This window comes from Acinetobacter sp. ANC 4470, from assembly GCF_002135335.1.
GTDB lineage: Bacteria > Pseudomonadota > Gammaproteobacteria > Pseudomonadales > Moraxellaceae > Acinetobacter.
This window is the reverse complement of record NZ_NEGC01000012.1, coordinates 24,545-49,212: the sequence shown is the minus strand read 5'-3', so window position 1 is coordinate 49,212 and position 24,668 is coordinate 24,545. Positions and strand designations below refer to the sequence as shown.

Annotated in this window: 26 protein-coding genes and 1 pseudogene; 10 read left to right on the top strand and 17 right to left on the bottom strand. The window is 36.5% G+C overall.

The annotated features are described in order from the left end of the window. Positions 1-89: 89 nt before the first annotated feature. From B9T25_RS13860 to B9T25_RS13845, 4 genes are all read right to left on the bottom strand, one after another. Positions 90-833 carry an SDR family oxidoreductase gene (locus B9T25_RS13860; protein ID WP_086188997.1) on the bottom strand — a complete coding sequence of 248 codons (744 nt, stop codon included), beginning with the start codon at positions 831-833 and terminating at the stop codon, positions 90-92. A gap of 28 nt (positions 834-861) precedes the next feature. After that, positions 862-1,560 (bottom strand): histidine phosphatase family protein, encoded by a 699-nt coding sequence (locus tag B9T25_RS13855; protein ID WP_086188996.1) that lies wholly within the window; start codon positions 1,558-1,560, stop codon positions 862-864. Next, the gene (locus B9T25_RS13850) at positions 1,557-2,678 is read right to left on the bottom strand and encodes a phosphotransferase family protein (protein WP_086188995.1); all 1,122 of its coding nucleotides are present in this window, start codon (positions 2,676-2,678) and stop codon (positions 1,557-1,559) included. The genes B9T25_RS13855 and B9T25_RS13850 overlap by 4 nt, the downstream gene beginning before the upstream one ends. Positions 2,679-2,810: 132 nt before the next feature. Continuing rightward, the gene (locus tag B9T25_RS13845; RefSeq protein WP_086188994.1) at positions 2,811-4,049 is read right to left on the bottom strand and encodes an acyl-CoA dehydrogenase family protein; all 1,239 of its coding nucleotides are present in this window, start codon (positions 4,047-4,049) and stop codon (positions 2,811-2,813) included. Between the two features lie 94 nt (positions 4,050-4,143). Here B9T25_RS13845 and B9T25_RS13840 point away from each other — a divergent pair, with 94 nt between their 5' ends. Beyond that, on the top strand, positions 4,144-5,061 hold the full coding sequence (locus B9T25_RS13840) for a LysR family transcriptional regulator (protein WP_086188993.1): 918 nt from the start codon (positions 4,144-4,146) through the stop codon (positions 5,059-5,061). 236 nt (positions 5,062-5,297) lie between these two features. Continuing rightward, positions 5,298-5,853 (top strand): annotated as a pseudogene (locus tag B9T25_RS13835) (thermonuclease family protein). A gap of 166 nt (positions 5,854-6,019) precedes the next feature. Here the strand turns inward: B9T25_RS13835 and B9T25_RS13830 are convergent. The 4 genes from B9T25_RS13830 to B9T25_RS13815 all read right to left on the bottom strand — a co-directional run bounded on the left by B9T25_RS13830 (position 6,020) and on the right by B9T25_RS13815 (position 10,034). Further along, complete coding sequence (locus B9T25_RS13830) at positions 6,020-6,622, bottom strand: nitroreductase family protein (protein WP_086188992.1); 603 nt, start codon at positions 6,620-6,622, stop codon at positions 6,020-6,022. Between the two features lie 280 nt (positions 6,623-6,902). Next, on the bottom strand, positions 6,903-7,394 hold the full coding sequence (locus B9T25_RS13825) for a hypothetical protein (protein WP_086188991.1): 492 nt from the start codon (positions 7,392-7,394) through the stop codon (positions 6,903-6,905). Between the two features lie 103 nt (positions 7,395-7,497). Continuing rightward, positions 7,498-8,892, bottom strand: coding sequence for a class II fumarate hydratase (gene fumC, locus B9T25_RS13820; protein ID WP_086188990.1), 1,395 nt, complete (start codon positions 8,890-8,892; stop codon positions 7,498-7,500). A 134-nt stretch (positions 8,893-9,026) separates the two neighbouring features. Next, positions 9,027-10,034: an NAD-dependent epimerase/dehydratase family protein gene (locus B9T25_RS13815; protein ID WP_086188989.1), complete on the bottom strand. Its 1,008-nt coding sequence runs from the start codon at positions 10,032-10,034 to the stop codon at positions 9,027-9,029. 71 nt (positions 10,035-10,105) lie between these two features. Here B9T25_RS13815 and tusD point away from each other — a divergent pair, with 71 nt between their 5' ends. The 4 genes from tusD to B9T25_RS13795 are packed head-to-tail and all read left to right on the top strand — an operon-like array spanning position 10,106 to position 11,493. Beyond that, a complete protein-coding gene (tusD, locus tag B9T25_RS13810) occupies positions 10,106-10,474 on the top strand; it encodes a sulfurtransferase complex subunit TusD (RefSeq protein WP_086188988.1) in 369 nt (122 codons plus the stop codon). A 43-nt stretch (positions 10,475-10,517) separates the two neighbouring features. Next, positions 10,518-10,868: a hypothetical protein gene (locus tag B9T25_RS13805; RefSeq protein ID WP_086188987.1), complete on the top strand. Its 351-nt coding sequence runs from the start codon at positions 10,518-10,520 to the stop codon at positions 10,866-10,868. 15 nt (positions 10,869-10,883) lie between these two features. Further along, positions 10,884-11,168, top strand: a complete 285-nt coding sequence (locus tag B9T25_RS13800) for a hypothetical protein (protein ID WP_086188986.1) — start codon at positions 10,884-10,886, stop codon at positions 11,166-11,168. Positions 11,169-11,181: 13 nt separating this feature from the next. Further along, positions 11,182-11,493 carry a TusE/DsrC/DsvC family sulfur relay protein gene (locus tag B9T25_RS13795; RefSeq protein ID WP_086188985.1) on the top strand — a complete coding sequence of 104 codons (312 nt, stop codon included), beginning with the start codon at positions 11,182-11,184 and terminating at the stop codon, positions 11,491-11,493. A 67-nt stretch (positions 11,494-11,560) separates the two neighbouring features. Here the strand turns inward: B9T25_RS13795 and B9T25_RS13790 are convergent, their stop codons facing one another. Then, complete coding sequence (locus B9T25_RS13790) at positions 11,561-12,460, bottom strand: LysR family transcriptional regulator (protein WP_086189012.1); 900 nt, start codon at positions 12,458-12,460, stop codon at positions 11,561-11,563. 96 nt (positions 12,461-12,556) lie between these two features. Here B9T25_RS13790 and B9T25_RS13785 point away from each other — a divergent pair, with 96 nt between their 5' ends. Next, positions 12,557-12,982, top strand: coding sequence for a CidA/LrgA family protein (locus B9T25_RS13785; RefSeq protein ID WP_086188984.1), 426 nt, complete (start codon positions 12,557-12,559; stop codon positions 12,980-12,982). A gap of 10 nt (positions 12,983-12,992) precedes the next feature. Beyond that, positions 12,993-13,685: an LrgB family protein gene (locus B9T25_RS13780; protein WP_086188983.1), complete on the top strand. Its 693-nt coding sequence runs from the start codon at positions 12,993-12,995 to the stop codon at positions 13,683-13,685. A gap of 67 nt (positions 13,686-13,752) precedes the next feature. Here the strand turns inward: B9T25_RS13780 and B9T25_RS13775 are convergent, their stop codons facing one another. From B9T25_RS13775 to ybaK, 6 genes are all read right to left on the bottom strand, one after another. Further along, on the bottom strand, positions 13,753-14,508 hold the full coding sequence (locus B9T25_RS13775) for an adenosylcobinamide-GDP ribazoletransferase (protein ID WP_086188982.1): 756 nt from the start codon (positions 14,506-14,508) through the stop codon (positions 13,753-13,755). Positions 14,509-14,510: 2 nt separating this feature from the next. Further along, positions 14,511-15,119 carry a histidine phosphatase family protein gene (locus B9T25_RS13770; RefSeq protein ID WP_086188981.1) on the bottom strand — a complete coding sequence of 203 codons (609 nt, stop codon included), beginning with the start codon at positions 15,117-15,119 and terminating at the stop codon, positions 14,511-14,513. Between the two features lie 29 nt (positions 15,120-15,148). Then, a complete protein-coding gene (gene cobT / locus B9T25_RS13765) occupies positions 15,149-16,201 on the bottom strand; it encodes a nicotinate-nucleotide--dimethylbenzimidazole phosphoribosyltransferase (protein WP_086188980.1) in 1,053 nt (350 codons plus the stop codon). After that, positions 16,201-16,719, bottom strand: a complete 519-nt coding sequence (gene cobU / locus B9T25_RS13760) for a bifunctional adenosylcobinamide kinase/adenosylcobinamide-phosphate guanylyltransferase (protein WP_086188979.1) — start codon at positions 16,717-16,719, stop codon at positions 16,201-16,203. Before cobU ends, cobT begins: the two co-directional genes overlap by 1 nt. Further along, entirely contained in the window at positions 16,716-17,345 is a 630-nt protein-coding gene (locus B9T25_RS13755; protein WP_086188978.1) for a 2'-5' RNA ligase family protein, read from the bottom strand. The genes cobU and B9T25_RS13755 overlap by 4 nt, the downstream gene beginning before the upstream one ends. A gap of 239 nt (positions 17,346-17,584) precedes the next feature. After that, complete coding sequence (gene ybaK, locus B9T25_RS13750) at positions 17,585-18,055, bottom strand: Cys-tRNA(Pro) deacylase (protein WP_086188977.1); 471 nt, start codon at positions 18,053-18,055, stop codon at positions 17,585-17,587. A 257-nt stretch (positions 18,056-18,312) separates the two neighbouring features. Between ybaK and ampC the strand changes: the two genes are divergently transcribed. After that, positions 18,313-19,479 (top strand): class C beta-lactamase, encoded by a 1,167-nt coding sequence (gene ampC / locus B9T25_RS13745; RefSeq protein WP_086188976.1) that lies wholly within the window; start codon positions 18,313-18,315, stop codon positions 19,477-19,479. Positions 19,480-20,954: 1,475 nt separating this feature from the next. Here ampC and B9T25_RS13735 read toward each other — a convergent pair. Beyond that, positions 20,955-22,175, bottom strand: a complete 1,221-nt coding sequence (locus B9T25_RS13735; RefSeq protein WP_086188974.1) for an alkane 1-monooxygenase — start codon at positions 22,173-22,175, stop codon at positions 20,955-20,957. A gap of 190 nt (positions 22,176-22,365) precedes the next feature. On the opposite strand from B9T25_RS13735, the gene B9T25_RS13730 reads away from it, so the two are divergent. Continuing rightward, on the top strand, positions 22,366-23,289 hold the full coding sequence (locus B9T25_RS13730) for an AraC family transcriptional regulator (protein ID WP_086188973.1): 924 nt from the start codon (positions 22,366-22,368) through the stop codon (positions 23,287-23,289). Position 23,290: 1 nt separating this feature from the next. On the opposite strand, the gene lpxB is transcribed toward B9T25_RS13730, so the two are convergent. Then, on the bottom strand, positions 23,291-24,469 hold the full coding sequence (lpxB, locus tag B9T25_RS13725) for a lipid-A-disaccharide synthase (RefSeq protein WP_086188972.1): 1,179 nt from the start codon (positions 24,467-24,469) through the stop codon (positions 23,291-23,293). Between the last annotated feature and the right edge of the window lie 199 nt (positions 24,470-24,668).

The window sequence follows — 24,668 nt, the reverse complement described above, 5'->3', positions numbered from 1 at the left end:
TACAATGAATATACGATTTTAAGCTGTGAAAATCATTATTCATTTGAAAATAAAAAGGCTCTGAATGAGCCTTTTATGTTAGTTAAAAATCAGCCTAATTTATTCACTAACTTTAATGGCAATATTTTCATTGCCAAACCAAGTGGTAACCATGGCCATTGTGGGACATAAGCCTTAACAGGTTCTTTCTCAATGGCTTTAGCAAGTAAGTGTGACCCAGTTTTTTCATCCACTTCAAAAGGCAGTTTTTTCGCACCTTCATTTAGTTCTGTTCGAATATAACCAGGGAAAATCGTGGAGACTTTAATGGGTGTATTCATCAGCTCTGCACGAATGCCTTCTGCTAAATGTGCAACCGCTGCTTTACTTGCACCATAAGCAGTTAAATGTTTTGGCATGCCACGCATTGCACTCATCGATGAAATCATCACCAAATGACCTGAATTTTGTGCACGGAAAATTTCGACCGCAGCTTCACATTGAGCAAGTGCAGAAATGAAATTGGTTTCAACAGTGGCTTTATTAATTGCAAAGTTACCATTCCCAATACGACGACCATTCCCAACACCTGCATTGACAATAATTCGGTCAATTGTGCCAAATTCTGCTTTGAATGCTTTAAACACTTCAAAAACTTGATCGTAATGAGTCACATCTAAAGTTTTTGCGATAACTTTAATGCCGTATTTGCTTTCAAGTTCTTGCTTTAAAGTTTCAAGACGCTCTAAACGACGTGCACAAATCGCAAGGTTATAGCCTTTTTGTGCAAATTCACGTGCCATACCTGCACCAATACCAGAACTTGCACCAGTAATTAAAATCGTTTTTGCCATGGTGTATTTCTTTCCTATTTTTCTAAAATTAAATCCATGTGAGTAGTTGAGAGTCTTCAGCTTTTATAAAATGATGTTCATTTAAGCTCAGCAGTTGGGGTTCATTTCCAACCAAACGTAATGTGGTCATACTGGCGTTGGTAATGGCCCAATTTAAAGCAAAAGTACGATTTGCGCTTAACTCAAGTAACTTACCTGCTGCCACTGAAATCACGCCACCCGATGTAAAGACCACCGCATAACGAGGTTTGGTTTTTACGAGTTCATCACTTAAATTTTGCAGTGCTGTTTCCACACGATTTTTAAAATCGGGCCAAGACTCATCATATTCATGATGATAATCCCCCCCTGTCCAGCGTCCAATCGCACCCTCAAAAATTTTGGCTAAATACTCTCGTGGATTGGTTTCTTTGTCCACATCTGCTTTAAGTAAATGTGGTTCATTAAAACGTGGCTCATACTGAGCAAAAACTTGCTGATGATTAAATTCATTCCAAGCATGGTCAGTCATGATATTGGCTTCGGGAAAACATTCAGCCAAAGCCAGATTTGCCGTTTGTTGATGTCGCTGCATTGAACCCGCCACAACATACGGTTCTTCTTTCAAAATTTTATTAAAATACTGACCTAATAATTTTGCCTGTAATTCACCATTCGGAGAAAGTTTGTCATAACTTTCTGCACCAAAAGAAGCTTGCCCGTGACGAATCAGATAAATTGTGGTCATTTGGCTAAAATTTCCTGTAGTTTGGACATGTATTTTTGTGCCATTTCATTGGCTTCAAATTTTTGTTTGCCAATAAGTTTTAAGGCACGAATATGTAAGGCATGAATTACAATCCAAAAGTCCTTAAATGCAGGATTATTGGTTTGCTTATGATAGTAACGATAGTAAATTTGCTGCGCAATAACGGCTAAACGGAAAATACCAAACACTTCGTAAAAGGTCCAATTTTCAGTTTGTAATCCTGTTTTATCTAAATAATATTCAACCACTTCTTTACGCGTAAACATACCTTTTAAATTTGTTGGTTGACGACGTGTAGACTTAAAAATGTGATTGTCTGTTTCTGCTACCCAATAGGCCAAAGCAGAACCTAAATCCATCAATGGATCACCTAAAGTCGCCATTTCCCAATCCAACACGCCAATCACTTCAGTTGGATTTTTGGGATCTAAAATCACATTATCAAAACGCCAATCATTATGAATAATGCAGGTTTTAGAATCTGCCGGAATATTTTCATGTAGCCATTTCCGTACGAACTTAAATGAAGGCACATTAATGGTATGGGCTTTTTCATAGCGGGCATCCCAACCTTCAACCTGACGACGACAATAACCGTCACCTTTGCCTAATTTTTCAAGTTCAGTCCCTTGATAAGGGACTTGATGTAATTCAATCAGTTTATCAATAACATTAATACAAAGCTGATGTACGTCTGCTTCATCAAATTGCAATTCAGGCGGTAATTTGGCACGAGGAATAATGCCTTTGATGCGTTTCATTACGTAGAAATCGCAGCCAATAACGGACTCGTCCTGACACAGTGCAACCATTTCAGGCAGTGCCGAATAAAAAGGTGCCAGATTTTTTTGTACATGATACTCACGTGCCATGTCATGGGCAGATTTCGCTTTCGTCCCTTTCGGTGGGCGACGTAGAATTAAATCAGTATTGTCATATTTTAAACGATACGTCCAATTGGAAGCCCCTCCTGAATATTGAGTTACTTCAACTTGACCTTGTAAGTCAACACTTTGTGCTTTGAGCCAATTTTCTACCGCAACGATATCCAGTTCTTCGCCTTCACGGACATTTCCACCAACATCAATGACTGACATTATTCTTTCCCTAAATCTTCAATTTTAAAAAGACGTCTTACTTTATTTATACCTTTTTAATTTTCGTGCATAAACAGAAAAAATAAGGAAAATTGTAAGAGGTCTCCTCTATTATAATTTATATTTTTAATCTTACTTACGACCTGATCCATAACCACGTTTTGCCAATTCAAGTTTAGCAATCATGCCTTTGTGCACTTCATCTGGGCCATCTGCTAAACGTAGGCTACGTGCTTGAGCAAAGAAACCAGTTAATGGTGTATCGCGTGAAACCCCTGCACCACCGTGAATTTGAATCGCCATATCGACCACTTTTTCCAGTACACTTGGCGCAACGACTTTAATCGCCGAAATTTCGGTTAAAGCTGCCATATTACCTAAAGTATCCATTTTATAAGCGGCATACAAAGTTAAAAGACGAGCTTGATCAATCGCAACACGCGCTTCGGCAACACGTTCTAAATTACCACCCAATTTAAGAATTTCTTTACCAAAAGCAGTACGGCTCATCCCACGGTCAATCATCAGCTCTAACGATTTTTCCGCAGCACCAATACAACGCATGCAATGGTGAATACGTCCAGGTCCTAAGCGTCCTTGAGCAATTTCGAAACCTTGACCTGCACCACTAATAAAGTTTGCCACAGGTACACGAACGTTATCGAAGCTAATTTCGCCGTGACCATGTGGTGCATCGTAATCGCCAAATACAGGCAACATACGTTCAATTTTGACACCTGCTGTTTCAATAGGAACCAAAACCATAGAATGTTGATGATGACGATCTTTGCTTTCGTCTGGCGTATGTGCCATAAAAATAATGATTTTTGCATTTGGATCGCCTAAACCTGACGACCACCATTTACGACCATTTAACACAATTTCATCGCCAACGACGACTGCCATTGCTTGCATATTCGTTGCATCACTAGAAGCTACAGCAGGTTCAGTCATACAGAATACTGAACGGATTTTCCCATCTAGTAATGGTGTTAACCACTGCTGTTTGTGTGCTTCGCTGCCATAACGCCAAAGTACTTCCATATTGCCACTATCAGGTGCATTACAATTAAATACAGTTGGAGCAATTAAGCTACGTCCTGTCAGTTCAGCAATATGTGCATATTCTTGAACAGATAAGCCTTGACCTAAAACAGGATCAGGCAAAAACATATTCCAAAGCCCTGCTGCTTTAGCTTTACTTTTTAGGACTTCTAATTGTGTTGGCCATTGCCATTTGGTCCAATCACCACCTTGGTTTAGCTCATGAACTTCATTCCAAAAATCTGTTTCAATCGGTTCAATTTCATTTTTTATAAAGGCTTTAGTCCGTTCAATATAGTCTTGCGCACGTGCTGATAATTCAAACATCTGGTGATCCCTCAAAATATTATGCTAACTTCGCTTTACAACAACATAACTTGAAAACTATTATGAACAAAATGATTTAATTCAATACTTCACTATGAACAAAATTCATCATGACAATGTTTTAGACATGGCTGTTTTTCATAAAATTGACATCAATTTATATCCATTGTTCATTGCTATTTTTGAACAAAAAAGTATTTCTAAATCTGCACAATTACTCTGTATTAGTCAGTCCGCAGCCAGTCATGCCCTGCAACGACTACGACAACATTTACATGATGATTTATTTGTTCGTACTGGTAGTCAAATGTTGCCTACACCATTTGCTGAACAAATTTATCCTGTGATTAAAAATGCATTATTTGCTATTCAAGGCATTTCCATACAAAAGCAAAGTTTTGACCCCAGTATGGTACAAACTCTTAAAATTGCTATTCATGATGAAATTGAACCGATTATTTTTCCAAAATTGGTTGAACATTTTCATCAACTCAATTTAGAGGTGCAATTTTTCAGTATCAAGTTAGACCGTAAAAATGTAGTCACCGATTTAGCCACGCAACAAATAGATTTTGTAATTGATTTAGAACAAAATTTTACTGAAAAAATTCAATTTAAAAAATTGGTACAAGACCAATTTGTAGTGTGTACCCAACAGCAGAGTATGACGGCTGAAATTTATCTTGCCTCACCACACATTGGTGTTTCTTCCCGACGTACCGGTGTACTCGTTGAAGATATTTATTTAAATCGCAAGCAGTTTTCTCGGCAGATTTTTTTACGCTGTCAACATTATTCAACTGCTTTACAAGTTTTAGAGCAACAAGCTGCTGTCATTTTGACAATTCCTAAAAATATGCTTGTTCATTTACAAATGGCAAAATGTTTAAATATATTTGAGGTACCTGTGGATTTACCGAATATAAATATAGGGATTTTTTGGCATAAAGATGTAGAAGAAAATTTGAGACATCAATTTTTGCGAAGCGAAATTTTAAAAATTTTTGCTTAGGCTATTTTGTATTACAATTATTCATTCTTTTGTTTATTTATCCTTTAGCTTTATTTCATATTTAATTTGTTGTTTAAATAAGCGAAGTGTTGATGTAACCATGCTTGCAGTACTATTTGCCTATTTATTAAGCCTTTAATTTTTGCTATTTCAATTAAACTAATACTTTATATCTCTATTTTTATTGCTGAATTTAAACTGAATATTTCAAACTAAATTCAACAAAGTTTTCTTTTATGCTGGCAAATCTCTCCCCTGTTTGTCTTATGGTTTTAGGCTTCATCTGTTGTCTAATTTTTTTATTTATTTTCCATAAAATTTATATATTTCTAAGCGCTTTTTTTAAGCCTTTTAAAAAGGGAAAAAGTTATTATTGCCGTGTTACAGCCATTAGTGATGGCGATACCCTTACCTGTCATCGTTTAAACTTACGACGCTCAGAAACCAAATTACGTTTTGCCTACGTCGATGCACCAGAATCGAGCCAGACTTATGGTAAAGAGTCAGCACGTCTAATTAAAAGTATGGTGCACCAAAAATGGGTACGGATAAAAATTACCGATATTGACCGTTATGGGCGCTGCGTGGGGGGTCATTTACCGCTATCGTAAAAACATGAATGAAGAAATGGTCAAACGTGGTGCAGCTTGGGTGTATGAAGAATACATCAAAGATAAAAAACACCTGCACTATATGATGTCACTGCAAGACAAAGCCAAAAAACAGAAAAAAGGCTTATGGAAAAATAGTCGTCCTATGCGTCCAAGTGTCTATCGTAAACAAAGAAAATAAGGATTCAGAGGCTGAATGATCAAAGCATCACAGATGGTTTATGAATCAATAGACATTTATAATCGGCGCAAGCCTTACCTCTCCTTAAAATATCAAACGCCCGATGAAAGACATCAGGCGTTTGATTAAAATAGCTCAATCCTTATTTTAGGGTTAAACACTAAAATTATTTAAAGACCTTAAAGCGCACAGTATCATCTATATAATCTTTGTCTTTAGCTTCACCTTCAATAGAACCAAAAACCAACTGAGCACGAAGTTTCCAGTTTGCAGGAATACCCCATTCTGCATGTACTTGTTCATCGACAATTGGGTTGTAATGTTGAAGTGAGGCACCTAAACCATCCGTATGTAATGCAGTCCAAGTGGCAAATTGAGCAATTGCAGTTGAATGTTCTGCCCACACTGGGAAATTATCTGCATAAGATGGGAACTGTTCTTGCAAGCCTTTAATCACATCTAGATCTTCAAAAAATAAAACCGTACCCACACCTGCTGCAAAGCTATCCATTTTGGCATCGGTTTTTGCCGCAGCTTCAGCATCTTTTGCATAAGACTTAAGCTTTTCCTTAACAAAGCCCCAAAATTTTTCATGCTCAGTATTAAATAAAATGACGGCACGTGACGACTGTGAATTAAACGATGATGGACTTTGCTTAATGGCATGTTGAATCAAATCAGTTAAATGTTCTGTGCTTTGTTCTACATTTTTACCCACTGCATAAATTGTACGGCGTTTATTAATTAAATCTAAAAATTGATTCGACATTTAATGAAATCCTGTGATATTTCCTCGGAAAGATTTTAAACAACCTGCAAACACTATTAAAAAAATGTGAAATATCAACTTTAATAATAGTGCACATGCAAATGTGTTGTAGTCATACCATATGCAATAATAATTCCAATATCTAGTACATTTTATTGATAATTAAATCTTTAATTTTTTATATAAAACATTCTACATAATTTAAATATCTTGATCAGCAGTGAAATAACATTAAAAAATCCTCCGATTTTGGAGGATTTTTACAACATTTTATTGAATTTTAGAATTTCGCATTCAAAATGCTTTGCGATACTTTATTCTTCCAAAGATCACGCAAAATAGGTAAATAGAATTTCTCACCAATTTCAACCAACTCTGCATCAAGCAATGCATGAATTTCGTGCATAAATAAATAATCCAATTCTACTGTTTTCAATTTTTTATTGGTTTTAGCAAATGCCTTACGCTTTTGTTGCGCAGTTTTAACCAATTGATCTGCGTAATTCTTATTTTTAAATTTAGAAATAGCACTTAAACGTAATTCAATTACGCCCCAGCCCGTTAATAATAATTTGAACAACTCAAAATCTTCTGTAGTTGATTCCCAAGTCATTTCATCCAAATTTTCATCATTCGGAAGAACAGGAAGAAGTAATTCCATAATACTTGGAAAAATCTTTTTAAAATTCAAAATAAATTTAACAGGATGCTCACCCGGATAATCCTTAAATTGCACCTTTTTCTGAACATCTGTTAAATAAACATCAAGCATAATCAATCATCAGTAGTTTTAATTTCAACGTATATTGTACGCACTTATGAATGAGATAAAAACCACTGATGATCAATTGATAAAACAGTAAGTAATCAAGTGATTATTTGCTGTTAGGTGAAACCATATTTTCAGGAATCACCACGGCATCAAACTGTTCTTCGGTTACTAAGTTCAATTCAACAGCAACTTGTTTCAAGGTTTTACCTTCTTTATACGCTGTTTTTGCTACTTTCGCGGCATTTTCATAACCAATAACAGGGTTTAAAGCAGTGACCAGCATGAGTGAGTTATGTAGGAAATAATCAATTTTTTCACGGTTGGGTTCAATCCCTTCAGCGCAATGATCATTGAAACTATTACACGCATCACCCAACAATTGAATGGATTGTAATAAATTAAATGCAATGACTGGCATAAAGACATTTAGCTCGAAGTTACCCGAAGCTCCAGCGACATTAATGGTCGTATCATTACCCAATACTTGGGCAACCACCATGGTCATGGCTTCACTTTGGGTTGGATTCACTTTACCCGGCATAATGCTTGAACCTGGTTCATTTTCAGGAATACGAATCTCACCAAAGCCACAACGTGGGCCGCTGGCTAACCAACGAATATCATTGGCAATTTTATTTAGGCTTGCAGCTAAAGTTTTTAAAGCACCTGAAGCAAAAACTGCGGCATCACGCCCTGCTAAAGCTTCAAACTTATTCGGTGCAGTCACAAAAGCTAAACCTGTTAATGTTGCCAACTGTGCTGCTGCTTTTACTGCATAATCAGGATGAGCATTTAACCCTGTTCCAACGGCGGTACCGCCTAAAGGTAACTCATACAAATCCAATAAGGCATAATCTAAACGTTTTAAACCATGATCAAGCTGAGAAACATAGCCACTAAATTCCTGACCCAGTGTTAATGGCGTTGCATCTTGTAAATGGGTACGACCTATTTTAACAATATCAGCAAATGCTTGAGATTTAGCAGCCAAAGTATCGCGTAAACGTGTGACTGCTGGAATCAACAATTCATTGATTTGTAAACTGGCTGCCACATGAATAGCAGTTGGAAATGAATCATTGGTTGATTGTGCGCGGTTCACATGGTCGTTGGGATGTACGGGTTTTTGCGAGCCCAAAGGATTTCCCAGTTTTTGATTGGCAATATTGGCAATCACTTCATTACAGTTCATATTACTTTGCGTACCAGAACCTGTTTGCCAGACCACCAATGGGAACTGTGCATCCCAATGACCCGAAATTACTTCTTCTGCTGCATCCACAATATAATGTGACAACTCATGAGGAATTTGCTCCAATTCAGCATTGGTCATAGCAGCAGCTTTCTTGACTAAGCCCATCGCTCGAATCATCGGGCGTGGTAAGCGCTCTTGTCCAATTTTAAAATTTTGCAAACTACGCTGTGTTTGCGCACCCCACATTGCCTCACTCGGAACTTCAACATCGCCCATAGTGTCATGTTCAATACGTGTTTGCATGATTAACCTCATTGCCCTGTAAATTTATAGCTTTGCTCTTTCATTATGTTTTGACACATTTAAATATCTTAATCAAACAAATCACAACTATAAATGATTATTATTTACATAGTGATTCTAACATCTGAATCGTTCTAACGTCCTATTAATGTTTGTTGATAAAATCGCCAAGCATCTTCTATGATTTTACTCAAGTCGCGTTGAGGTTGCCATTTTAAAATTTGATGTGCTTTTTCTGATGTTGCACCAATCTGATCCAGTTCAGCAGCGGGATAAAATTGCGCCTCGATGGTTTTAATTTCGACTTGAGTGACTTTAGAAATTTCCTTTAGCAAGGCAGCAATTGAGATACCTTGTCCTGAAATATTAAAGGCTTCACATACGTATTGTTGACCTCTTAACCACTCTAACGCTGCAAAAATGGCATCACAACTATCTAACACATGTAAAAAACTCCGTTCAACCGTATGATCTATGGTTTGGGCTTGCTGACGCAGTTCAATATATTCGCGTTGCCCCGCTGCAACTTGTAATGCCAAAGGAATAATATTTTTAGGTAAAGGTGCAACAAATTCACCTAGGACAGCATGTTCAAATGCACCTGCAATATTACTTAATCTTAAAATTGCAATTTTCCACTCATTATCGGTCAGTGCTGTATCCCGTATAATTTCTTCAGCCATTTGTTGTGACTTGATATACGGATTGGGATAAGCATATTTAAAAGGTGTATCTTCTGACAGGGTTAAACTTGATTGCCCATAAACGGCCAAACTAGATAAATGAATCAATGTTCGAATGCCAGTACGTTGCATAGCACGCAGTAAGCTCATAATACAACTGACATTATCGTTATAATACTCAAGTGGCTTAAGCGCAGATTCTTCTATCGATTTAAAACCCGCAGCATGAATGACTGCTTCTATAGAATATTGTTCAAAAATTTTATTTAACGCAGGTGTATTTCTAATATCAATTTTGACAAAGGGCACATATCTACCTGAAATATATTCGAGTCGTTCTAATGTTTGTAAATTTGCATTGGATAAATTATCAACAATAATGACTTCTTGCCCATGAGCCATTAGGCTTAAAGCAATATGCGAACCTATAAAGCCTAAACCACCAGTGACTAAAATCATTGTATACTACCTTTTTCTTATGAAGTTTGGATGCATCAACATTAGATTGAGCATTCCTAAAGTGAATTTCGATGAGTACCTTATTACTAATTACCTCCGCACCAACCTCGATCTATGCTTGGCATGCTCTTGGATTAGCACAGGCTTTACAGGCTAAAAACCAAGTATTCCGCGTGTTTTTCTATCAAGACGGCGTTTCCGTAGCGAATGCTTTACAGTGGGTTCCTGATGACCAACGTAACTTGACCCAAGAATGGCAAAAATTAGCCATTCGCTTACCTGTTTGTGTCAGCGCTGCATTGGCTCGCGGTACTAGCGATCAAGAAAATGCAAAACGACATCAGATTAGCCAACACAACCTTGCTCAAGGTTTTGAATTGGTCGGGTTAGGCGAACTTGCTGATGCAGTGCAATCAACACAACGTCTTATTCAATTCTAAGATGTTATTTTTTTGAATTTGTTGCTTTTAAAAGGTTAATTGTGTGAAATCTGTACTCGTTATTCTAACTCAAGCCAATTTAGTCAACTTACACGTGCATGAAAGCCTATCAGCAACCATGGTTCTGGCTACTTTTGGTTGTGAAGTCAAAGTCTTACTCCAAGATGCGGCTTTAAGTTTATTAAATTCAGAATTACAATTTGAACAAATAAAACATGCATTTAAAATCGCATCAAATATGGTCGATAGCTTTGAGTTTTACGACCTCACTCCAGTTTTAGTTGAAAATCAGCATAAAGAGGCTTACTTTGTGACTCAAACTCAACAGGATATCGAGTTTATTGAGCTCAATAGTGAGTTCATTCAAAGTTTTGATTTTGTGCTGTATTGGTAAAGGAGTGAAATAATCATGTCGAATAAAAGCTTATATTTGCTGCAAAGTAGTTTTTCAGCGACGCCTGCTGTGCTAGTAAAATTAGAACAAGTCTATAGCCCTGAAGACACCGTAATTTTAATGGGCGAATCTGTTTTGCAATTTGAGCAGCCTTTTTTGCAACAATTGAATTGTGTTTACGTCCTCGATACTGATGCAGAAATTTTAGCGGGTCAAAAAGTAAAGAATATGCAGATTATTTCTTATGCTGAATTTGCAGATATTTGCTTAAATCATACCCGTTGTATTCGTTTGAACTAATTTGAGATTAATGATGAATTTAGAACTCGATCAAGATGGTCACTTAGTCGATTATACGATTTGGAATGAAGCTGTAGCACAAGAATTAGCAAATACCCTAAGTATAGAACTTACAACATGGCATTTTGAAATATTATATGCAGTACGCCAATTTTACGCCCAGTTTGGTCATTCACCAGCGACTCGCCCACTAATTAAATTCCTCATGAAAACGGTAAGTGCTGACATCAATAATGCAGTGTTACAAGACCAATTTAAAACTGGTTTAGTGGCGCGTCATTTAAGCCGTTTAGCAGGTATCCCAAAACCTCCGAATTGTTTATAAATTTTATTTTAGATTTGGGAGGCTTTAATAGATACGACTGTATTTTCATTATTTCAGTAAAGTATAATTAAAAGTGAATTTGAGCCTGATTTTCTTCAATTATTTTCAACCATGCCCGTGTAGCAGGACTCATTGCAACTGTTGTATTCCAAGCCATACTTAGCGTCCAGTTTAAATTCGGGTTTTCCAATACACCGATATTATATTTGTCCTGATCCAACTGTTCACAATAAATTTTCGGTAGTACTGCTATTCCAACATCAGATTCAACCATTTTTGCAATAAAGTCCCATTGACTGCTTTTACACACTACCTTCGGTTCAAAACCGACATCATTTGCAGCGTGTATAATCATATGATTTAAGCTAAAGGTATCGGCATAAAGCAGAAAAGATTCTTCTTTTAACTCAATCAAAGATACTGTGGCTCTATTTTTCCATTGGGTTTCTTTACGTGAAAGTAAACATAAGGGTGAATCCATAATAGGAATGCCACTTAAAATGGGCTTTAAGTGACCCAATAAAATACCGACATCAATGGTTTTCGCCAAAATAGCATCTTCAATACCAGTCGCGCCAACTTCTAAAAAACTAAGTTCTATATTTGGATATTGCTTATGAAATTTGGCAATTAAATTACTCAGCAATACCGAACCTAAAGGTGGTAATCCAAGTATTAATTTGCCTTGTTTAAGGTGACGAACTTGAGCCACGGTTTCAAATATGCGTTGTTGTTCTTCAAGTATGACTAAGGCATGTTGATAAACTTGCTCGCCCATATAGGTCAGAAGCACATCTCTTTTTCGCCCTGCCTCACCTTTATGAAAGAGTGCTACCCCCATTTCTTGTTCTAAATTATGGATGGCTTTGCTAATGGTCGGTTGAGTGACACACATTTCTTCTGCTGTCCGTGTGAAACTCTGTAGCTGCACAATTTTTACAAACATAGTGAGACTTTTAATATCCACAACACATTCCATTTAGGCATAATCTTTTTTTTATTATTCATAATATAGTGGTCTGGTCAAATCTAAAATAATCCCAAGCTTTTAGATCTACTAAATATGTCTACTTCTGTACTTCCTCCAAAATTGCGCCATCTCGTTCAAGTGGTTCTACAACTGAGTTTACTTATGGTCATTTGGTGGATCGCATCTGTTATACAGCACAAACTCAATTTACCTGTATCGGCTGGTGTTATTGGTCTTTTATTGGTTTTATTGGCGTTGTTAAGTGGCATATTTAAGTTGCAATGGATCAAAAATGGCTCGGATTTCATTTTGGGAGAATTGGTTCTATTATTTATTCCATGTGTGGTTGGCATTATTAAATATAAAGATCTTTTTCTCACTCAAGGGTGGCAACTGGTTCTGGCTCTCTCTATAGGCACAATCTGCGTGATGGTTGCGACCGCATATAGCGTGTATTTCGGTTTTAAATTAGAAGCTTTGTTAAAACAAAAATTTCATCCTAATTCACCTATGAAGTAGGAAAAATAAAATGAATTTAATTGCAATTCTATGCTTTATTGGCACATTCCTTTGCTATGTATTGGTTAAAAAGCTCCATAAAAAACACCCCTATATGCTTTTAGCTCCAGGGATTTTTGTACCCTTTATTATCATTGTATTTATGCTGATGTTTCATATTTCCTACGAGACTTACATGATTGAAAGCCAATGGATTATATGGATGCTCGGTCCTGCAACAATTGCATTTGCTATTCCTATTTATGAATATCGGCAAGTGATTAAAGAACATGCTCTTGCAATCAGTTTGGGGATTATCATTGGAATGCTTGCTGGTGTGATGAGTTCATTTTATTTGGCAAAGTTATTTAGTTTTAACCAAGAAACATCCTACAGCTTAATGGCACGTTCTATTTCCACACCTTTTGCAATGGAACTGACTTCAAATATTGGTGGATCGGTTGAACTGGTAATTTTATTTACCATGATTACGGGCATTGTTGGTGTTGCTATAGGCGATCTTATTTTGCTTGGCCTAAAGCTTAATTCACGATTTGCCCAAGGTGCTTCATTGGGGAATTCTGCACATGGTTTTGGGACTAATAAAGCCTTTATGCGCCACCGCGAAGAAGGCGTAGTGGCTTGTTTAACCATGGTCTTGGCGGGTATTTTTATGGTTTTACTCGGCCCGATAATCATTCAATTTACTGTAACTTACTTATAATGGAATATTCAGTTTTAAATATAGGCGTAATTTTATCTAGTTTAATTACGCTTAATTCAGTAAAAACTTATACCCAACTTAAAGGCAAATAAAAACTTAATAATACAAAACCCAATACACTAACAGTTTCACAAATTTCAATACTTGCGCCTACTGTATCTCCAGTAATACCGCCAATCCGCTGCATAAATTTACGACGTAAATAAACCAAGGTCACTATAAAAACCATTGCCGTAAAAATACCTGCTAAAGAGAAATAAGCTGCAGCCAGTAAACACAGTGCAAAAATCATTACAGCCGTAGTTTTAGGAATAAATTCTGCAATCGAAGAACCTAAACCTTTTTCACGCACGTATTGCGTGGTTAAAAATAAAAATAGTGGTGCTAAACGGCCTAATATTGGAAAAAGGATCAAGGCACTATAGTTTTGTTGTTCAATCAGTACATAAATGGCCGACCATTTAATCAAACATAAAATAATTAAACTGAGTACCCCAATTGGTCCACAGCTTGGATCTTTCATGATTGCTAAAGTACGTTCTTTGTCGCCAAAACCACCGACCCAGGCATCTGCTGTATCCGCCAGTCCATCTAGATGTAAGCCGCCTGTTAGCCAAATCCAAACCACTAAAATTAAACTACTGAGTAAAATAATGGGTAGTACATGTAATAACGAAGCTATGACAAATAAGATTGCACCAATAATCAAACCAATCAGGGGATAAAACAGCAAAGATTGAGCATTTTGCTGTTTGCTTGGCATTTCTTTTAACTGAATCGGAAATGTCGTCAGAAACTGTAAAGCAATCAAAAATGGTGTCATTATTATTCCTTGAGCAAATGAATTGAAGTATCTTCATGAACTTCAAAGGAATTGAGTTGTCCCAATTCTGCGCTCATTTTGAGAATATCATCTAATCTATGATTCAAAGCGATGCATTTAAGCAGCTTAATCACGCCGCCATGCGTTACCACCAAAGCATGTTGCCAACCATTTTCCAACATCTGTTGTTGCATATTGATCATGCTTTTAGCGATTCGCTGATGAAAATTTTGCATATTTTCTGCATTGGGCGGCGTAAATACAGTCGGTTGTTGCCAAAAATTTGCCAGTAATTCAGGTTCATTTTCATAAATGACTTGAGTCGGCAGTGCTTCCCAATCGCCAAAATGCATTTCTTGTAAATCTGCATCATAAATAATCGGTTTGTGTTGTTGTACTGCGACAGTTTCGGCAAATAAACGGCAGCGTTTTAAGGGGGAACTAAAAATCACATCCCATTCTGCCTGTTGTTGTATAGAAGCCTGTAAAGACTGATCTATGGTTTTCTGCATCTGCGACCAACCTAATTCGGTTAAGTCATCATCTGTAGAACCCCGCAAGGTATGACTTAAAGTCGTTTCACCATGACGTAATAGATCAATCTTTAACATCTGCAATATCCTATGGAATCATTCTGTAGTTAAACTTTTTCACCAACCACAGCAGCTTCTGCAAAAGTTGCCATATGATTATGAAGACTACATGCCAGTTTAATCAGCCCTAAGGAAGCCCCTGCACCACTGCCTTCTCCCAAACGTAGGTTCAATTTGAGTAATGGATTTGCCTGAAGTTCTTCTAATAATCGACGATGACCATATTCTGCTGATTGGTGTCCAAACAACATCCACTCACGAACTGCTGGATTTAAACGGACTGCCACCAGTGCTGAAACCGTAGTAATAAAACCATCAACCACTATAGGGAGCCCAAGTTGGGCACAGCGGATATAAGCACCTGTCATGGCAGCTATTTCCAAGCCACCAACTGCGCACAATGCTTTAAAGGCATCTTGCGCAACATAGTCTTGATGCAAAGCCAAAGCCTGATTAATCACATTTTTCTTATGAATGAGCTGTTCTTCACGAATACCCGTTCCAACACCTGTTAATTGCTCCGCAGGTTCATTCAATAAAAAACATGCAACTGTTGAAGCTGAACAGGTATTGCCAATGCCCATTTCCCCTGCGACATAAATAGACGCACCATAAGCCACAGCAGCTTCAACACTTTTACGCCCCAGATCCATCGCTGCTATACATTGCTCCTCTGTCATAGCAACCTGTTTAGCAAAGTTCGCTGTGCCCGAAATAATGCAATGACGTTCTACGCCTACATATTCATAGACATCACCCACTGAACCGCAGTCAATCACTTGCAGTTTTGCATGATATTCTTTGGCAATCACACTAATACACGCACCGCCAGTAGTGAAATTTTGTAGCATTTGGCGTGTTACCGCTTGTGGATAGGCAGAAATATTTTCTTCCATCACACCATGATCACCTGCAAAAATGGTGATCCAAGGTCGATCTACATTTGGACGTGGATTATCTTGTAAACTTGCCAATTGCACCGCGGTATTTTCAAGTTCAGATAATGAACCTGTTGGTTTGGTCAGTTGTAATTGACGTTCTTCCGCCAATTGTTTTGCTTCCGCACTTGGCTTTTTACACGCATCCAACCACCAGTTCATTATTTCTCTCCTTTTAAAATCATGGGAAAACCCGCAACACAAAATACAACTTTCTCGGCAATTTCCCCCAACTGTTGATGCAAACGCCCAGATTCATCAACAAACCTACGGCTAATTTCACCCATCGGAATGATACCTAAACCCGTTTCATTACTGACTAAAATAAGCTCTGACTGTAATATCGGAATAATATTTAATAATTTGAGACATTCCTGCATTTGTAGTTCAGCATTTTCATGCATCAACAAATTGCTCATCCACAAAGTGAGACAATCGACAAGAATCACTTGATTGGGTTGATCAAGCTCGATTAAACAATCGGCTAGATATAAAGGCTCTTCAATCACAGTCCAATGTTTTGGTCGTTGCGCTTGATGGTGATCAATACGCGCCTGCATTTCACGATCGGATGCCTGTGCCGTTGCAATATACGTCACGTTGAGATTTGAATCTTTTGCTGTTTGTTCTGCAAAGCGACTTTTACCCGAACGCGCACCACCTAGAATAAGTTGCATCATGCATTTTCCAATTTAAATTGCTGAAATGAATAGAGCTGACCTTGTAATATTTTTGCCTGATATGTACCAAATGTCAGTTGATCCACTGAAAATTCAAAGCTTTTTTGTTCTATGCTTTTAATATGATTAAAAACTGAATCACTATTAAAATTTTGACGATACAAACCTAAAGTCAGATGTGGACAATAATCAAGAGGTGCTATTTCTTGGCAACTTTGTCCAAGTATATTACGCACTTTTAAAAGTACATTGTCTTCATCAATAATTTCGACAAATAAAGCACTCTCAAAGCTATTGATACGACCAGTTTTTAATTGAATTTTCTTGGGAAAACGATAGGTTAAATCTTGAATGTGTTGATGCAGTTTTTCAATGCCAAAATCATCATCCAAAACTGGATTTTGTTCAGTTATAAAACCACACACAAATAAAGTAATATGAAATTGGCGATTATTCGGCGTATATAAAAAATTGGAAAAATCTGCACGTAGTTGATTTAAATAATCTAATAATTCTGGATGCTCAATTTCGATGTACCACAATGAAAAATTCTCACGACCACGGTGCCATTCAGGATAATCCCCTGCAAGTGTAGGAACAACTGGTGTAGATGGTTTTAAAAACACGCGTCAATCACTTTAAATTCAACCTTGTTATTAAAGCATGGATGTTGTTTACTTGCTTAATCTGTTGATTTAGGAATATTCCGCCAGTAGTGAATTATATTCAGCTTTTATCAGATTAAATTACTTCATCCACATGTTAACACCTCATTCATGATTTATTTTTTATCAAAATTCAGAATAAAAAATAGCAACCTGATGACATATATAAAGATATTTTTTGACTCGCTTTATGAGCCATCCTAATCTTGATCTAAAACATCTGCAAACTGCGCACCCAAAACCTGGACTAAATCTTGTGGTTTAACCCCAATATCTAAACCTCGTTTACCGCCACTGACATAAATTTTGTTCAATACTTCTGCCGAACGATCAACAACCGTTTTTAAACGCTTTTTCTGCCCTACTGGACTAATTCCACCCACCAAATAGCCTGTTAATCGCTCGGCATCTTTAGGGTCTGCCATCTGTAATTTTTTAGCGCCAACTGCCACCGCAATTTTCTTTAAACTTAACTGATGTGCAACAGGTAAAACCGCCACATAGTAATTCTTGCTATCTGTTACCAATAAAGTTTTAAAGACTTCATGTACTTCTAAATTGAGTTTTTTGGCAGCTTCTAGTCCAAAACTTTTAGCATTTGTATCATGCTCATATTCATGGATAGAAAATTCAATTTTATTTGATTTTAAAACTTTGCAAGCAGGTGTCATTTTTTGATGATGTAAATAGTTGGTTTGCTAAATTATATGCTTTTTTAAAGTTAATGTTTAGTTTGCTTAGGCTATTTGTGCCTAAATTAATCTCTAATTAATTATTCGAAAAGTGAACATTTCTACTTTGGTTTACCAACCCATTTCGTATAAGCACCATTATGTTAAATTGGGATGGAAATTAATATAATTACTAAAGAGTAGATTCTAGATAGATGGCAAGATAGCGACTTGTAGAATTGATGGAAATAATAGGAATGTTATCTGTAACTACGAAAGGTTTTAGACTTAGCCTCTTTACTTTGGCTATAGGATTGAGCACCTATTCTAATGCCTATGATGTGGAAAAAAATAAGGACAATATTGAGACAACAATCAATCAGTCATTTAAGCCACTTATGGAAAAATATGGCGTGTTAGGAATGGCAGTAGGCGTTATTTATAAGGGGGAAAATCATGAACAATACTATGGTATTCAATCTGATATCGATAATAAAGCGGTTGATAGCCAGACTATTTTTGAATTAGGTTCTGTAAGTAAAATTTTTACTGCAACAGCAGGTGCTTATGCCAAGAGCCAAGGTAAACTATCTTTCCAAGATCATCCAAGTAAATATTGGCCTGAATTACAAAAATCAGAGATTAACAAAGTTAGCTTACTAGAATTAGTAACTTATACGAGTGGTAACTTACCATTACAATTTCCAGATAATGTAAAAACAGATGAGCAAGTTTTAGAATATTTCCAAAATTGGCATATCAAGAATCCCCCTGGTCAATATCGTCAATATTCAAATCCAAGTATAGGATTGTTTGGCGAAATAACAGCAAGATCAATGAAAGTTCCTTTTACATCATTATTAGAAAATGTAATTTTTCCAAAATTCAACTTGAATCATACTTATGTCAATGTTCCTGAAGCACAAAAAGAACATTATGCTTTTGGTTATGATCAGATGAACCACCCTATTAGAGTTAGCCCCGGCGCTTTAGATGCTCAAGCATATGGTGTTAAATCTTCACTCCCAGATATGCTTAAGTTTTTAAATGTAAATTTGAATCCAGAAAAATCTAACTCTGATTTTAAGAAAGCTATTTTAGAAACACATAAAGGATATTTTAAGCTTGGAAACATGACACAAGCACTTGGGTGGGAGACTTTTTCTTATCCTACAACTTTAGAGATTTTACAAGAAAGTAATTCTGAAAAAGTTGTTATGCAATCAAATTATGTTAAAAAAAATACGACTCAGACAAAGTCTAAAGTTTTTCATAAAACGGGTTCTACCAATGGTTTTGGTACCTATGTTATCTTTATTCCTGAAGCAAAATTTGGATTGGTCATGTTGATGAATAAAAAGATACCAAATCAAGAGCGAATAAAGGCAGCATATGAAGTCTTTAATGTATTAAATAGTAAATAAGCTTTGAATTGGAATGCTTTAAACTAATTTAGGGACATTAGGTTTTTCCAAAATCAACCCAATACAGTTTATTCGAAATTTAACTTTTATTTTTATATAAATCAAAATTTTAAGAACTTAACAGTCACCCATTCACTCTCGAATGGGCTTTTGTAATAATTTACGACGTTACATACTCATTATTTAACCAATATTTCACACGTTTAATTAAAGTCTGGTGACATGTCATAATAGCAACAAAATAAAAACACTAGTTAGAACAACGGAGTTTTCATTGTTCTATTTTAGCTTATCATAAGGGGTTGCAATCCCGCTAAAATGCTTCAAAGCGAGCAGTAACTTTGGTTTGATAATTGAGTTTTACTGACTCAGTATTTTTTTGCACCGTAAATATCAACAGATCTTATTATTTTTCAAATAAAAAGCTTAAGGGATTATTGGTTTTTAATAATTTTATATTAAAAAGATTTCGTTTTACGTTCACGCCAAAAAGCATAGCCGCAGACCATAATTATCAAAGCAGAAATCAGTATGTTGGAAAACCAATGCATGTTCACAAGTTGATTGGTAATAATATTTTGCAACTCACCTGTATATAGTGGTTCTTTACTCATTTTGAATGTAATAATTAATACTATTATCATAAGAAAAAACTGGCTGATGAACCATACTATAAAGGGTATTGTAATGGTATAAAACTTGCTAACATTAGTTTTGTGTACTAATAATAAAAAACAACCTAAAGGCACTAAAGCTAGCAGTATATTTGCCATAAAAGTTACTACAGGTTGCCAAATAGGTATGCCATATTGTTGTGACACTTGCCCCAATATAACGACATCGGAGGGAAATGTACGGTAAAGCAATAGAAAACATACCATCCCCCATACTAAAGCTATTCTTAACGTATTATTTATCAATTAATTACCCTTTAGTTATCAACTATAGCTATGACTAATGTCGGTCGGAAAATACAATAGGCTTAGATTGATACTCATAGTGAAATGCAGATACTTATCAAAACAGTCAATCTAAGTTGTTATTAGAAATAATAATACTATACAAAATAGACTTCTTTCATAAATCATTTTTTGATCAATACAAGTACTTCGTAAAGTAAAGTTAAAAAAAAAATTAGCAGGTATTGGATTCATGAGTGTGGCATGGATGCCACACGTTTCCCATCACGACAAGGACGTCGTGTATGGGAAATAAAAGGTTTTTGTCTACTTTTGACCTTTCAAAAGTAGAGATAATGCCTATGCAAAGGCATAAAAACTGAAGCAATAAAATGAGGCAGTGCTGATTCTAAAGACTCGAATATTAAACATTTTTTGACTTATGCAAGTTATCTAATACAAATAAAATTTTTAAAATTACTAAAGCTTAATATCCATAAGCCCAGAAGTACGTCTCTGGGTTTTTTTAAAGGATTTACCATATTCCACGAATATTATATTTTAAGTAAACCGCATCTATACTTTATTCAATAATCGATCAACCACACCAAATTTTTTAAAGACTTTTGCACGGCGTTTTGAATGAATATTAGCTTTATTTAAATCACCTTCGTAATGATCAAATACTCGTTTGTCCATCATCTTAAACCATAATGATGGAACTAAAGCTGGCAATAACATGGTTGCATAACCGCTTGGCAATTCAGGCGCTTGCTCAAAATGACGTAACGCTTGAAATGGACGTGTCGGATAAGCATGATGATCCGAATGGCGCTGTAACTGATACAAAAATAAATTGGTGGTAATGTTGTTATTATTCCAACTATGTTCTGGCATTGTCCGTGCATAAGAGCCATCTTCTTTTTGATCACGCATTAAACCGTAATGCTCAATATAGTTAATAATTTCAAATAAACTCACCCCATAAAAAGCCTGTGTCGCCAAATATGGAATAATGTCTTTACCAAATAATTTCAACATAGTGGCATGAAAACCAGTACTCATTGCCCAACCTTGAAACAGTTCATTTTGAGGACTAAAAAAAGATAAACCTTTACGTTTTAAACGGTTTTTTTCAATTTCAACAGCAGATTTAAGCCCGCCAAATACAGTCCTTGGCCAAAACTCATAAAAGGTTTCCCCCATTTTTGAAGATGCAGGATCTTCAGGTGTTGCAGCACGCTTATGGTGTCCATACGGATGTTCAATACGAAAATGATTATAAAACAACGGCATTAAAGTTGCGTGTGAAAGATAATGGTCTTTTTTATGGGGTCTATGTGATAACTCATGTGCAGTATTAACCCCAATACCATTAATTGCCCCCATCGAAACCCCCAATAGAATTTGATCAAGCAACGAGGTCGTTTTTCGGCTTACCACATAACCTGCAAAGACATTGGCTGCCATTTGTAACGGAATAAATAATTTTACAATACGGTCATAATAAGGATCAGCAACCAAAGATGAAATTTGGTCATCACTCGGGTTGTTATTGTCCGCTCCAACAATGGCATCAAGACTGGGAATAATCACATGCAATAATAACGGCCCACCTAAAGCAAAGATTTTTTTCGTTGCTTTAGGTCCAAACTGATAACCTGCTAAAACCCCCATCCCAATGACAGGTAAACTAGGGCTTAATAACCACCAATAGCGTTTTTTATCCAGTGCTAAACCTGTAGCCGTTGGTAGGGTTTGAATTGTTGTTTGATTTAAATTTACTGGTGCATTCATACTGGCGACTTCCCTATTTTTTGCTCTACCGTTATATTTCTAGAAAGGGGCCATCAAGAACAGTTGTAAACGTCCAAAAAACCTATGCAAACGTCCTTGGCATCTATAGCCAATATTTGACCTAAAAACACATGCTTGAATGACTCTAAGCTTTTTATAATTTTATTCGATGATAAAAGAACGATAATACATGGATGCTTTAAGTAAAATTTTTGATGATATTCATCTCAATAAATCTGAATATATTTATTTAAAACCCCAAGGTGACTGGGCATATGCCTATCAAGAACAAGGTGCCATGATTGGCTATGTAGTACTCATGGGCAATATGACGATTCAACTTGACTCGCAAACCCAACTTCAGGTTGAAGCGGGTGATTTAGTTCTGATTCCGTCTGGGCAAAATCATACTTGTCTGAGCAATAACAAAAATAATTTAGTTGAAGCACTTAACATCACGCCTCTTTTTGATCAAAAAAGACAAGAAACCATCGCGTTTGGCAGCCAAAGTGGTGAGCCTGCTTTAATTTTAGCCATACGCTGCCATATTGATACCATCATGGCGCGTCCTTTACTTAACGCCCTACCCAACTATATTCATATTCACCATATTACTGGTAGTAATGCACCGGAATGGCTGCAAATTGGTCTGCATTTTCTAGCAGTTGAAGCCTACCCAATTCGACCGGGTCGCGACAAAATTCTCGACCATTTGGTCAGTATTCTTTTTATTGAATGTGTTCGTGACTATATTACCCAGCTCCAAGATTGCAATAATTGGCTGAGGGCCTTATCCCATACCGAACTGGCAAGTGCTTTAGCCGCTATTCATGGAAAACCTGAACTGGCTTGGACAGTTGAAATGCTAGCGGAACAATGCTGCATGTCTCGCTCCAAGTTTGCGACTTTATTTAGCACGATTGTCGGTGAAACACCGTTGGCTTATCTACAGCAATATCGCTTCCGTTTGGCATCTCAGCATTTACGTGAAGGACAATTGTCTATTCAACAAATTGCCCATCGGGTCGGTTATTCTTCGGAAACTGCATTTAGCCAAACTTTTAAACGACTTTTTGATTTAACCCCAAGTCAGTATCGCCAAAAATTTCAGTAAATTATTCTACCGTTAACGTCGCCAAAATTGCTTGAACAGGATCTTCACTATTGCCTGCCAATAATTTTTTATGCATCGTAATCAATTGCATGACTTGAATTTGTGCAGTTTCAACATTCATCAGTTTTTCAATTTCAGCTGCTAACTTTTCTGCTGTCGCATCATTTTGAATCAGTTCCCGAATAACTTTTTTACCCGCAATAATATTCGGCAATGAGTAATACGGAATTTTGATCAGAAATTTAACGACAACATAAGTCAACCAATTGAGCTTATAAAAAGTCACCATCGGACGGTGCAACAACATCGCTTCCAAGGTTGCCGTTCCTGATGCCAATGCCACAATATTTGCAGCATTCATCACTTGACGACCAATTTTAGATTCGGTATCTGTATTTTCCATCAATTTAACTTTCGCAACAAAATCACTTGGATAATTCTTTAATAATTCTACAATCTGCTGCTGACGTGCATCATTAATCGCAGGAATTAAAAATATATAGTCAGGATGCTTTTGGCTAATAATTTTCGCTGCATCGAGTACCAATGGGCCAAGTCGTTCAATTTCACCACGGCGACTGCCTGGTAATAGTGCAATATGCTTCTGCTCTACATTTAGACCAAGCTCTTGTTTCGCCTCAATCAGAGGATTTTTCAGTGGCAATTGACTCGCCAATGGATGCCCAACAAAAGCAGCAGGCACATCAAATTTATGATAAAAAGCTTTTTCAAACGGAAATAAACATAGCACTAAATCAATACTGGCTTTAATCCCATGTACTCGTCCCTGTCGCCATGCCCATACAGAGGGACTGACATATTGCACGGTTTTAATCGGTAGATTTTTTTGTTTTAAGCTTTTCGATAAGCGTAAATTAAAGTCTGGCGCATCAATACCAATAAAGATATCGACGGGATCTTGAGTCCAAGTAGCAACTAAACCATCGCGTACAGCAAACAGTTTTTTAATATCTTTTAAAACTTCAACAATGCCCATAACCGATAAAATATCCATCGGATAATAACTTTTGAAACCTTCAGCAATCATTTGAGGGCCACCGATCCCTTCAAACTCTGCATCAATGCCTTGCTCACGAAAACTACGAATCAGTTTGGCACCAAGTGTGTCACCAGATACCTCGCCTACGACTATTCCTATTTTAAGCTTCCGATTTTGCAAGACTTTTATCCTCTTTAGAATGATGGCTATTTTAGCATACTCATATATTTGAAATCCTAGCTAGACTTTAACACGGAGCAAATAAGCACGAATGTATTTAATTTTTTATTTAAATTATCATTTCTACATCATTATTTTATTCAAAATATCAATGGTTATTACATTGCGTTTTAACCCATCAAACAATAACATAAACGAT

What these genes read in the sequence shown, in the direction of transcription:
- B9T25_RS13780 (WP_086188983.1), top strand. Translation starts at nt 12,993, where the DNA reads ATGAATTTAATTGCAATTCTATGCTTTATTGGCACATTCCTTTGCTAT.
- B9T25_RS13830 (WP_086188992.1), bottom strand. Translation starts at nt 6,622, where the DNA reads ATGTCGAATCAATTTTTAGATTTAATTAATAAACGCCGTACAATTTAT.
- B9T25_RS13795 (WP_086188985.1), top strand. Translation starts at nt 11,182, where the DNA reads ATGAATTTAGAACTCGATCAAGATGGTCACTTAGTCGATTATACGATT.
- B9T25_RS13800 (WP_086188986.1), top strand. Translation starts at nt 10,884, where the DNA reads ATGTCGAATAAAAGCTTATATTTGCTGCAAAGTAGTTTTTCAGCGACG.
- B9T25_RS13735 (WP_086188974.1), bottom strand. Translation starts at nt 22,175, where the DNA reads ATGAATGCACCAGTAAATTTAAATCAAACAACAATTCAAACCCTACCA.
- ybaK (WP_086188977.1), bottom strand. Translation starts at nt 18,055, where the DNA reads ATGACACCTGCTTGCAAAGTTTTAAAATCAAATAAAATTGAATTTTCT.
- cobT (WP_086188980.1), bottom strand. Translation starts at nt 16,201, where the DNA reads ATGAACTGGTGGTTGGATGCGTGTAAAAAGCCAAGTGCGGAAGCAAAA.
- fumC (WP_086188990.1), bottom strand. Translation starts at nt 8,892, where the DNA reads ATGCAAACACGTATTGAACATGACACTATGGGCGATGTTGAAGTTCCG.
- cobU (WP_086188979.1), bottom strand. Translation starts at nt 16,719, where the DNA reads ATGATGCAACTTATTCTAGGTGGTGCGCGTTCGGGTAAAAGTCGCTTT.
- B9T25_RS13775 (WP_086188982.1), bottom strand. Translation starts at nt 14,508, where the DNA reads ATGACACCATTTTTGATTGCTTTACAGTTTCTGACGACATTTCCGATT.
- B9T25_RS13850 (WP_086188995.1), bottom strand. Translation starts at nt 2,678, where the DNA reads ATGTCAGTCATTGATGTTGGTGGAAATGTCCGTGAAGGCGAAGAACTG.
- B9T25_RS13825 (WP_086188991.1), bottom strand. Translation starts at nt 7,394, where the DNA reads ATGCTTGATGTTTATTTAACAGATGTTCAGAAAAAGGTGCAATTTAAG.
- B9T25_RS13855 (WP_086188996.1), bottom strand. Translation starts at nt 1,560, where the DNA reads ATGACCACAATTTATCTGATTCGTCACGGGCAAGCTTCTTTTGGTGCA.
- tusD (WP_086188988.1), top strand. Translation starts at nt 10,106, where the DNA reads ATGAGTACCTTATTACTAATTACCTCCGCACCAACCTCGATCTATGCT.
- ampC (WP_086188976.1), top strand. Translation starts at nt 18,313, where the DNA reads ATGTTATCTGTAACTACGAAAGGTTTTAGACTTAGCCTCTTTACTTTG.
- B9T25_RS13815 (WP_086188989.1), bottom strand. Translation starts at nt 10,034, where the DNA reads ATGATTTTAGTCACTGGTGGTTTAGGCTTTATAGGTTCGCATATTGCT.
- B9T25_RS13730 (WP_086188973.1), top strand. Translation starts at nt 22,366, where the DNA reads ATGGATGCTTTAAGTAAAATTTTTGATGATATTCATCTCAATAAATCT.
- B9T25_RS13770 (WP_086188981.1), bottom strand. Translation starts at nt 15,119, where the DNA reads ATGTTAAAGATTGATCTATTACGTCATGGTGAAACGACTTTAAGTCAT.
- B9T25_RS13785 (WP_086188984.1), top strand. Translation starts at nt 12,557, where the DNA reads ATGTCTACTTCTGTACTTCCTCCAAAATTGCGCCATCTCGTTCAAGTG.
- B9T25_RS13845 (WP_086188994.1), bottom strand. Translation starts at nt 4,049, where the DNA reads ATGTTTGAATTATCAGCACGTGCGCAAGACTATATTGAACGGACTAAA.
- B9T25_RS13840 (WP_086188993.1), top strand. Translation starts at nt 4,144, where the DNA reads ATGAACAAAATTCATCATGACAATGTTTTAGACATGGCTGTTTTTCAT.
- B9T25_RS13860 (WP_086188997.1), bottom strand. Translation starts at nt 833, where the DNA reads ATGGCAAAAACGATTTTAATTACTGGTGCAAGTTCTGGTATTGGTGCA.